Source organism: Pseudoxanthomonas sp. LjRoot204_2 (genome assembly GCF_056175765.1).
In genome coordinates this window covers 1-8,880 of sequence record NZ_JBGFFG010000107.1, presented here as the reverse complement: position 1 = coordinate 8,880, position 8,880 = coordinate 1, and the positions used below count along the sequence as shown (strand labels likewise).

Sequence of the window (8,880 nt, the reverse complement as noted above, 5' to 3'; positions counted from 1 at the left end):
TGTCCGTCGTGCGGAACTCAGGCGGGCTCGTCCGGGATCAGTGCGCTTTCCAGACGCGCGATGCAGTCCTTCAGCCACAGCTTGCGCTTCTTCAAGCGCTTGATCGCCACTTCGTCCGCGTCCGCATCATCGACGAGGCGCGCAATGGCGTCGTCCAGATCGCGATGTTCGACCCGGAGCGCGGCGATCTTGTCGGTGATGTCGGCGAGACTGTCGATGTTCACGCGATGAGCGTACACCGTCGCCCTCCCCACCGTCACCGCGCGCCGGTGCCGGCCGCACGCGACGGGACGGTGGCTGCCAGGCATCACGCGCCCCTCCGTGCGCCGGGGCGAGGGCGCATCGGGACGCCGGGTAGAATGGCGGCATGAGTACCGTCCTGCCCCTGCCCGACCCCGTCCTGCGCCGCCCGGCCGTCGACCCGCGCCGTGTCACGCACGAGCAGGGCAAGCTGGCCAGGCGCCTGCGCCGCCAGGTCGGCCAGGCGATCGCCGACTTCGGCATGATCGAGGACGGCGACAAGGTGATGGTGTGCCTGTCCGGCGGCAAGGACAGCTACACGATGCTGGACATTCTGCTGCAGCTGCAGAAGAAGGCGCCGGTGCGCTTCGAGCTGGTGGCGGTGAACCTGGACCAGAAGCAGCCCGGGTTTCCGGGACAGGTACTGCCGGAGTACCTGGAACGCGTCGGCGTGCCCTTCCACATCATCGAGCAGGACACCTACTCGGTCGTCAGCCGGGTGATTCCGGAAGGCAAGACCATGTGCTCGCTGTGCTCGCGCCTGCGCCGCGGCGCGCTGTACAGCTACGCCGAGGACAACGGTTTCACCAAGATCGCGCTGGGCCACCACCGCGATGACCTGGTGGCGACGTTCTTCCTCAACCTGTTCTTCCACGCCAAGCTCTCGGGCATGCCGCCCAAGCTGCTGTCGGACAACGGCAAGCACGTGGTGATCCGCCCGCTGGCGTACGTCCGCGAGGACGACATCGCCGCGTACGCCGATGCGAAGGCGTTCCCGATCATCCCCTGCAACCTGTGCGGCAGCCAAGAGAACCTGCAGCGCAAGCAGGTGAAGAAAATGATGGATGCCTGGGAGCGGGACACGCCCGGCCGCATCGAGACCATCGCGCGCGCGCTGGGCGATATCCGTCCGTCGCAGTTGAGCGACGCAAGACTGTTCGATTTCCTCTCGCTGGGCCATCGCGACGGCGCCACGCTGCATGACGCCCATGCATGGCTGGCCGGTGAGCCGCACGCCGACGGCGAGACACCGCAGTAACCCTTCCGTTTCGATCACTCCGCCCGTCCACGGGAGGAGCGGCTTTTCCCAACTTCTGGATAATCGATGTTCTTCCGCAATCTCACGCTGTTCCGTTTCCCGACCTCCCTCGATTTTTCCCAGCTCGACGACTTGCTGCCGGAGGCGGTGCTCAAACCGGTCGGCCCGCTGGAGCTGTCCTCGCGCGGCTTCATTTCCCCGTTCGGTCGCGGCGAAGACGCGCTTTCCCACCGCATCAACGACGCCATCTGGCTCAGCGTCGGCGGCGAGGACAAGATCCTCCCCGGCGCGGTGGTCAACGACCTGCTGCAGAAGAAGCTGCTGGAAATCGAAGCGAAGGAAGGCCGCAAGCCCGGCGGCAAGACCCGCAAGCGCCTGAAGGACGACCTGCTGCACGAACTGCTGCCGCGCGCGTTCGTGAAGCCGTCGCGTACCGACGCGCTGATCGACCTGGAGCACGGCTTCATCGCCGTCGATGCGTCTTCGCGCAAGACCGGCGAGAACGTGGTGTCGGAAGTGCGCCGAGCGCTGGGCAGCTTCCCCGCTCTCCCGCTCAACGCCGAAGTCGCGCCGCGCAGCGTGCTGACCGGCTGGATCGCCGGCGAACCGTTGCCGGAAGGCCTGTCGCTGGGTGAGGAATGCGAGCTCAAGGATGCGATGGAAGGCGGCGCGGTGGTGAAGTGCCAGAACCAGGAACTGCAGAGCGACGAGATCGCCAAGCACCTGGAAGCCGGCAAGCAGGTCACCAAGCTCGCGCTGGTGCTGGACGACCACGTGTCGTTCGTCCTCGGCGAGGACCTGRTSGTGCGCAAGCTSAAGTTCCTCGACGGCGCSGTSGACMAGCTGGARAACACCGARCACGACGACCTGCGYGCCGAGCTCGATGCSCGCTTCGCSCTGATGGCGGGCGAGCTGAAGCGGCTGTTCCTGGTGCTGGAGCATGCGTTGAAGCTCAGCAAGGTCGAAAGCTGAATCGGTCCGCGGTCCGAGGGTGGGATGCCTTCGCATTGACACGCGTCCGGAGACGGGCGCAGGATCGATTGCCGACCACACAAGGATAGAGTGAGATGAAGTCGATCCTGATCGTGTTTTCCCTGGGTGTCGCCTTGACGGCGGCGGGGTCATGCATGGCCACACCCGAGTCGGCGCCTGAGGCGTCCACGCAAACCGCGCGCCACGACTTCAAGCTTGTCACCCCGGACGTGCTGACGCCCTCCGGCAAGCAGTTCATCCGCCAATGCGACGACAAGGCCTTCGCCGCAACCGATGACGAACGCGGCTTGGCCAACCGCTGCGAACGGCTGTTGACCGGCTGGCGTCAGGAGGCCCACGCGCTCGTCGCCTCCCAACCTCCCGGTCCCCCGTCGGTGGGCGTTCCCTACGGACGCCCCATGGCCAGTTCCTCGGCCTACCGGTACCGACAGTGATCGCGCCGGCCTGATGTCCCCACGAAGAAGCCGGCGCCTACGCCGGCTTCTTCGTTCACCGCTACGGCGTGCCCATGCTCCGACTGCTCCACCGCAAACCCGCCCCCCCGCGAAGCATCGAACGCGATGTGGTTCACCTGACGCTGGACGACGGCGCGACCATCGAAGTCCGACGCGTCCGCGATCCCCGTGCGAAGCGCCTGAAGCTCAGCGTCGACGAACGCGGCGCACGGCTGACGCTGCCGTGGCGCGCGAGTCTGGTTTCCGGCGACCGCTTCCTGCAGCAGCATCGTGGGTGGCTCGGYGAACAGCTCGCCCGCCATGCACCCGATGACGACGCGACACCCTGGGCGCCGGGCGTGACGAGCCACCTGCCGCTGCGCGGCGAAGACCTTCCCCTGCACTGGCACGAGGGACGTTTCGCGCGGATCGAACGGCAGCAGGACGGCATCCATGCATTCCTGCCTGCCCGCGTCAGCGATGCGACCTTGCGGAGGACGCTACGCGGCTTCTACGAGGCCGAAGCGCGTGCCGACATCGGTCGTTGGCTGCCGGGCTATCTCGCGGGACTGCCCCGGTCGCCGCGGCAGATCCGCCTGAAGGTGATGTCCTCGCAATGGGGGTCGCTGGCACCCGATGGCACGCTGACGCTGGACCTGGCGCTGGTGCTGGGCCGCCCTTCGGCGTTCGAATACGTGCTGGTCCACGAGCTGTGCCATCTGCTCCAGGCCAACCATTCGCCGGCCTTCTGGCGGGAGGTCGAAGTCCGCTTTCCGGCCTGGCGCGACGAACGCGCTTGGTTCCATGCGGAAGGGCGTCGGCTGAAGGCCTCGCTGCATCGTCTCCTCGAGACCCGCCAGGGCTGATGAGAAGGGATTGCATGTCCTGAGTGAGACGTGCGTCACGATTCAATGGGGAGCCGATGGTGGCGGCCCCCTGGGGAGCGCCGACACCTCGTCGGATCCTTCCCACTGCCGATATCGCCATGGATCACCGCCCGCTTACCCCCCGTTCCCCTTCCCGTGCCGTCTCCGCCACGCGCGACGAAGGTGCAGATTCGATGCGGAAGTTCTCGCTGTATGCCGTCCCCACCTCCGAGACGGCGGCCAGCCTCAATGCCCGTCGCGCCCTGATGAGCCGCAAGAGCCTGTCGGTGGAAGAGGCCGGCAACCGAGCGCGCGAGCGTCGGCGGGCTGCCAGTGCGATCCAGCGGTTCGACCGTGTCGCCAGGCTGCTCCTCGCACTCTTGCTGGTGGCCGGAACCGTGGCGTGGGTGGGCAGCGCGCGGGATTCGATTCCCACCCTCCTGGCCGGCTACGTGCTGCTGGGCTTCGCCGCCATAGCGCTCATCGCACGCCTGACCCGCACGCCGGAGGCTGCGCGGCTTCCGCTGGAGCGGTATTACCTTCCCGACGAGCAACTGGCCAGTGCGGAAGACATCACCCTGCTGCGCCGCCTGGCGCAGGACGACAGCGAACTGGATGCCGCCACCACCGCATGGTGGCGGAGCAGCGCGCCGATCCGGAAGGGCGATATCGCGCTGGCGGTAGCGTTTCATTCCGCCAAGCGCGGCGCGTCAGGGCAGCAGAAACGCTGAGACCAGCGCGGCGACCGTCGCGGGGTCTTCCATGTGCAGGTGGTGGGTGCCGGGGATGACATGCAGCCGGCCGTCGGGCAGCAGTGCCGCCCGCTGCGAGCGCAACGGTTCCGGGAAATAGGCCTGTGGCGGGTCCGCGTAGACCACGGTGGTCGGACAGGCGACGCCTGCCACCAGCGCTGCCAGCTGCGCCTCGTCCAGTCGTTGCGGGGTGGGCAGGGTCAGGCGCGGGTCGCTGCTCCAGACATAGCCGCCGTCGACCGCCCGTACCCCGCGCTCGACCAGCAGGCGCGCGGCGGGTTCGCTCAACTGGTTCGCCTGCATGCGCGCCCGCACCGGTGCCGCGAGGTCGCCGAACACGCGCAGCTGCTTGCCCGGCAGAGAACGCGCAGCGGCGATCGCCTCGCGCCACCGGTCGGCCGTGCGTTCGACGGTCTCGGCCAGGCCACCGAGCGCTTCGATCACCACCAGGCGCTCCACGCGCTGCGGCACGGCGGCCGCCATCAGGCTGGCGATCCCGGCACCCATCGAATGGCCGAGCAGCGAGAACGTCTCCCAGCCCAGCGCATCGGCGATATCGAGCGCCGCGTTGACCGCCACGCCACTGGTGTACTCCGCCCCGGGCGCAAGATGCGCGCTGCGCCCATGGCCCGGCAGGTCCGGCACCACGAGCTGTATCCCCGGCAGATGGCCGGCGAGCGGGACGAAGCTGGCCGCATTGTCGAGCCACCCATGCAGGGCCAGCACGCGCGGACCCGTCTTCGTCGCACTGCGCAGCCCGCTGATCCGGCCCAGCGCGATGTCGACCTCGAATGCCTCCAACGTCATGCGCGCGCGTCGTCCGCCTGGCGTGCCAGCGCAGCCAGCGCATCGGCATGCTGCCCATCATCGTTGAGGCACGGGATGTAACGCAGCTCGCCGCCGGCGTGCGCGACCTGCTCCGCGAAGCCGATACCGACCTCCTCCAGCGTCTCCAGACAATCCACCGCGAAGCCCGGACACACCACATCGACCTTGCGCACACCGCGCGCCACCAGCGCCTGCAGGGTGGTGTCGGTGGCCGGTTCCAGCCAGCGCTCCTTGCCGAAGCGGGACTGGTAGGTCAGCGTCCACTCGCCGTCGCGCAGTCCCAGCGCCTGCACGATGGCACGCGTGCTGGCCTCGCAGCGCTGCGGATACGGGTCGCCGTTGCGCGCCAGACGCTGCGGCAGCCCGTGATAGGAGAACAGCAGGTGCTCGCCCGCCCCCTGCCGCGCGCGCCATTGGCGGATCGCATCGACGACCGCCTCCACCCAACCGGCATCGACGGAATAGTCCTCGATGAAGCGCACCTCCAAGCCCGTCGCCTCGCGCACGACCACGTCGCGCACCGACTCGGTGGTGGTCGTGGAGTACTGCGGATACAGCGGCAGCACGACCACGCGTCGGATGCCCTCGGCCCGCAGCGCCTGCAGGCGGCTGGCCACCGATGGCTCGCCGTAGCGCATCGCATCCCGCACGCGCCATGCCGGCAACCGTGCCTGCAGCGCAACGGCCAGGCGACGCGTGTACACGGCCAGCGGCGAACCCTCGGGCAGCCAGATGCTGGCGTACTTCGCGGCCGCCTTCGGTCCCCGCAGCGGCAGGATCAGGAAGTACAGCAGCGGGCACCATAGCCAGCGCGTCAGCTGCACCACGCGATGGTCGTGCAGGAATTCGGCCAGGTAGCGCCGGACGGCGCGAGGTGTCGGCGCCTCGGGCGTACCGAGGTTGACGACGAGCAGGGCGGTGGGCGTGTCGGACATCCGCGTATTGTGGCAGAGCCCCTGCATCGCACCGAGCCGGTCTTGCACCACCGGTGGTCGGCGCCCGCTGTCAGCACCGATTCATCCCTGCGCGCCTACTTTCAAGCAGTTGCAGCGTCCTGCTGCGAAACCCCCTTATGGAGCCGCCATGAACCGCACCTCCCGTCGCCTGCTGCCGCCCACCGCGCTCGCCCTGGCCGCCGCCCTGTTCGCCGGCCAGGCCATCGCGGGGCCGAAGGAGGACGAGCGCGCCGCCAATGCGGTGCGCGTGCTCAACGAAATCCAGCGCATTCCGGAAAACGGCATTCCCGACAAGCTGCTCGACGAAGGGCGGGCGATCGTCGTGATCCCCGACACGCTGAAGGCGGGGCTGGTGATCGGCGGCCGTCGCGGCCACGGCCTGATGTCGGTGAAGAACCCGGACGGCAGCTGGTCGCAGCCGGTCTTCATAAAGCTCACCGGTGGCAGCATCGGCTTCCAGGCTGGCGTGCAGTCGTCGGACGTGGTGCTGGTGTTCCGCAACGACCGCTCGCTCGACTCCATCGTCAACGGCAAGTTCACCCTCGGCGCCGACGCGGGCGTGGCCGCCGGTCCGGTGGGCCGCAACGCCAGCGCATCCACCGACGGCCAGCTGAAGGCCGAGATCTGGTCGTGGTCGCGGGCGCGCGGTCTGTTCGCCGGGGTGGCGCTCGATGGCGCGGTGCTGCAGATCGACGACGAAGCCAACACCTCGGTCTACGGCAGCGCCGCGACGCCTCGCGCCATTTTCGAGAGCCGCGCCGGGCAGCCGTCGGATGCGGTGGTCGGCTTCCGCGACGAGCTGGAGGAAGTCACCGAACTGGCACGCGGCAACCGTGGCACGGCCGGCGCAACGGCGTCGGCCGCTGCGCGCACCCCCGCGCCCGCCGTCGCGCCGGTGGTCGTCGAAGCCCCGGCCCAGGCGCAGGGATTCGAGCCCGTGCAGGACGGCGAGGTGCGCACCGAACCGCTGGATGGCACCCCGTAACGGAAGTAATGGGCGGTGGATCGCCATCCCGGCGGTCTGCCTGCGCTATCCTGAGCGCCCCAACTTTCCTGCGAGCACACCATGGGCGGTTTGAGCATCTGGCATTGGATCATCGTGCTGGTGGTCGTGTTGCTCGTCTTCGGCACCAAGCGCCTGCGCAATGCCGGCCAGGACCTGGGCGAAGCGGTCAAGGGTTTCAAGAAGGGCATGAAGGACGACGACAAGCCCGCCGGCCAGCTCGATGACCAGTCGCGCAGCGACGCATCCGACGCCGCCAAAGAGCGCGACCGCGACGCCCGCTGATCCGGCGGGACGTCCGCCGCGACCATGTTCGATATCGGTTTCAGTGAACTGCTGGTCATCGCGGTCGTCGCGTTGATCGTGCTCGGCCCCGAGCGCCTGCCCAAGGCGGCGCGGTTCGCCGGCCTGTGGGTACGACGCGCCCGCGCGCAGTGGTACTCGGTGAAGGACGAGCTGGAGCGCGAGCTCGCGTCCGAAGAACTCAAGCGCAACCTCAGGGATGCTCAGGACGCCCTGCGCGATACCGAGCAGCGTATCCGCGACAGCGCGCGCGAGACCGAACGCCAGTTCGAGGACGTGCGCCAGGCGGCGCGCGAGGACGCCAAGGCGCTTCGCGACGACGTCGAATCCGCCATCACGCCTCCCGCGCTCGCGAGGCCGCCGGCAGCATCTGCAGAGAGGGAGCCCGAGCCGGTGATCGAATCGGAACGCCGTTCCGATGCGACGACCGACGCGGACATCGATGCGCCATTGGAAGCGAACCACCAGCCTGAAGCCGGCACCACCGCCGACCTGTTCCCGCCCAAGGACGCGCGATGAATCGCACCTCCCCGGATCAGGAAGCCGAAAGCAGTCTGATGGAACATCTGCTGGAACTGCGCACGCGATTGATGCGCGGGCTGGCGGGTACCGGGGTGATCCTGCTGGCGCTGCTGCCGTTCGTACGCCAGCTCTATGATCGCCTCGCCCAGCCGCTGATTTCGCAACTGCCCGCCGGGCAGGCCACGCAAATGATCGCCAGCGACCCGACCTCCGGGTTCTTCGCGCCGATCAAACTGGCGTTCTTCCTCGCGTTGTTCCTGTCCTCGCCCTGGTTGCTGTATCAGGCATGGAGCTTCGTCGCGCCCGGTCTGTACAAGCATGAGAAGCGCCTGGCGATGCCRTTGCTGGTGTCGGCCATCGTGCTGTTCTACGCGGGGTGTGCGTTCGCCTACTTCCTCGTGCTGCCCAGCGTGTTCCACGCACTGACGGTGTTCACGCCGGACATGGTGACGCTGGCGCCGGACCCGGCGAAGTATCTGGACTTCGTGATGGTGATCTTCCTGGCGTTCGGCGTGAGCTTCGAGCTGCCCGTGGCCTTGGTGATCATGGTGCTGCTGGGCTGGGTGACGCCGCAGCAGCTGCGGGAGGGGCGCGGTTACGCGATCGTCGGTGTCTTCGTCATCGCCGCACTGATCACCCCGCCCGATGTGGTGTCGCAGCTGATGCTGGCGATCCCGATGTGCCTGCTTTACGAGCTGGGCATCATCGCGGCGGGCTGGCTCAAACCGAAAGAACAGCCCGCTTCGTAGGGCGGGCCTTGGCCCGCCGCCTCACGATCCCTAAGGTTCAGACCTCGATCCGCGTCGACGTCGGCGAAGAGCCACCTGTCGACGCAGGCTTATCCCCATCCAGCATCTGACGCCACGCGGTGTACGCCGCGCCTGCGATGATGGGCATCAGGCTGCCCACCATCGTGGCGTTGATCAGCAGGCGTTGATCAGCAG

12 protein-coding genes are annotated in these 8,880 nt (G+C 68.1%); 9 read left to right on the top strand and 3 right to left on the bottom strand.

Annotated features, from left to right (window positions below; translation table 11 throughout):
* Nucleotides 1-17: 17 nt before the first annotated feature.
* Nucleotides 18-224, bottom strand: coding sequence for a YdcH family protein (locus tag AC04L7_RS07060; protein WP_296281618.1), 207 nt, complete (start codon nucleotides 222-224; stop codon nucleotides 18-20).
* 143 nt (nucleotides 225-367) lie between these two features.
* On the opposite strand from AC04L7_RS07060, the gene ttcA reads away from it, so the two are divergent.
* From ttcA to AC04L7_RS07035, 5 genes are all read left to right on the top strand, one after another.
* Nucleotides 368-1,279, top strand: coding sequence for a tRNA 2-thiocytidine(32) synthetase TtcA (ttcA, locus tag AC04L7_RS07055; protein ID WP_296281619.1), 912 nt, complete (start codon nucleotides 368-370; stop codon nucleotides 1,277-1,279).
* Between the two features lie 66 nt (nucleotides 1,280-1,345).
* Nucleotides 1,346-2,251, top strand: a complete 906-nt coding sequence (locus tag AC04L7_RS07050; RefSeq protein WP_475512741.1) for a recombination-associated protein RdgC — start codon at nucleotides 1,346-1,348, stop codon at nucleotides 2,249-2,251.
* A gap of 95 nt (nucleotides 2,252-2,346) precedes the next feature.
* Entirely contained in the window at nucleotides 2,347-2,706 is a 360-nt protein-coding gene (locus AC04L7_RS07045; RefSeq protein ID WP_296281623.1) for a hypothetical protein, read from the top strand.
* Between the two features lie 74 nt (nucleotides 2,707-2,780).
* On the top strand, nucleotides 2,781-3,572 hold the full coding sequence (locus tag AC04L7_RS07040; protein WP_296281624.1) for a YgjP family zinc-dependent metalloprotease: 792 nt from the start codon (nucleotides 2,781-2,783) through the stop codon (nucleotides 3,570-3,572).
* A 194-nt stretch (nucleotides 3,573-3,766) separates the two neighbouring features.
* On the top strand, nucleotides 3,767-4,303 hold the full coding sequence (locus AC04L7_RS07035) for a hypothetical protein (RefSeq protein WP_296281627.1): 537 nt from the start codon (nucleotides 3,767-3,769) through the stop codon (nucleotides 4,301-4,303).
* On the opposite strand, the gene AC04L7_RS07030 is transcribed toward AC04L7_RS07035, so the two are convergent.
* Nucleotides 4,283-5,131, bottom strand: a complete 849-nt coding sequence (locus AC04L7_RS07030; protein WP_436000769.1) for an alpha/beta fold hydrolase — start codon at nucleotides 5,129-5,131, stop codon at nucleotides 4,283-4,285. The two genes, AC04L7_RS07035 and AC04L7_RS07030, sit on opposite strands and share 21 nt — an antisense overlap.
* Nucleotides 5,128-6,087 (bottom strand): ferrochelatase, encoded by a 960-nt coding sequence (hemH, locus tag AC04L7_RS07025; protein ID WP_436000771.1) that lies wholly within the window; start codon nucleotides 6,085-6,087, stop codon nucleotides 5,128-5,130. Before hemH ends, AC04L7_RS07030 begins: the two co-directional genes overlap by 4 nt.
* Before the next feature lie 148 nt (nucleotides 6,088-6,235).
* Between hemH and AC04L7_RS07020 the strand changes: the two genes are divergently transcribed.
* The 4 genes from AC04L7_RS07020 (at nucleotide 6,236) to tatC (ending at nucleotide 8,685) form a co-directional block, all read left to right on the top strand.
* Entirely contained in the window at nucleotides 6,236-7,093 is an 858-nt protein-coding gene (locus tag AC04L7_RS07020) for a lipid-binding SYLF domain-containing protein (protein WP_296281631.1), read from the top strand.
* 81 nt (nucleotides 7,094-7,174) lie between these two features.
* The gene (gene tatA / locus AC04L7_RS07015; RefSeq protein WP_296281632.1) at nucleotides 7,175-7,396 is read left to right on the top strand and encodes a Sec-independent protein translocase subunit TatA; all 222 of its coding nucleotides are present in this window, start codon (nucleotides 7,175-7,177) and stop codon (nucleotides 7,394-7,396) included.
* A 24-nt stretch (nucleotides 7,397-7,420) separates the two neighbouring features.
* Entirely contained in the window at nucleotides 7,421-7,933 is a 513-nt protein-coding gene (tatB, locus tag AC04L7_RS07010; protein ID WP_296281633.1) for a Sec-independent protein translocase protein TatB, read from the top strand.
* The gene (tatC, locus tag AC04L7_RS07005) at nucleotides 7,930-8,685 is read left to right on the top strand and encodes a twin-arginine translocase subunit TatC (protein ID WP_436000774.1); all 756 of its coding nucleotides are present in this window, start codon (nucleotides 7,930-7,932) and stop codon (nucleotides 8,683-8,685) included. The genes tatB and tatC overlap by 4 nt, the downstream gene beginning before the upstream one ends.
* The last annotated feature ends 195 nt before the right edge of the window (nucleotides 8,686-8,880 follow it).

Bases quoted from the DNA above. Each gene is read 5' to 3' on its own strand.
- AC04L7_RS07035 (WP_296281627.1), top strand. From the start codon at position 3,767: ATGCGGAAGTTCTCGCTGTATGCCGTCCCCACCTCCGAGACGGCGGCC.
- tatA (WP_296281632.1), top strand. From the start codon at position 7,175: ATGGGCGGTTTGAGCATCTGGCATTGGATCATCGTGCTGGTGGTCGTG.
- tatB (WP_296281633.1), top strand. From the start codon at position 7,421: ATGTTCGATATCGGTTTCAGTGAACTGCTGGTCATCGCGGTCGTCGCG.
- AC04L7_RS07030 (WP_436000769.1), bottom strand. From the start codon at position 5,131: ATGACGTTGGAGGCATTCGAGGTCGACATCGCGCTGGGCCGGATCAGC.
- hemH (WP_436000771.1), bottom strand. From the start codon at position 6,087: ATGTCCGACACGCCCACCGCCCTGCTCGTCGTCAACCTCGGTACGCCC.
- AC04L7_RS07045 (WP_296281623.1), top strand. From the start codon at position 2,347: ATGAAGTCGATCCTGATCGTGTTTTCCCTGGGTGTCGCCTTGACGGCG.
- ttcA (WP_296281619.1), top strand. From the start codon at position 368: ATGAGTACCGTCCTGCCCCTGCCCGACCCCGTCCTGCGCCGCCCGGCC.
- AC04L7_RS07020 (WP_296281631.1), top strand. From the start codon at position 6,236: ATGAACCGCACCTCCCGTCGCCTGCTGCCGCCCACCGCGCTCGCCCTG.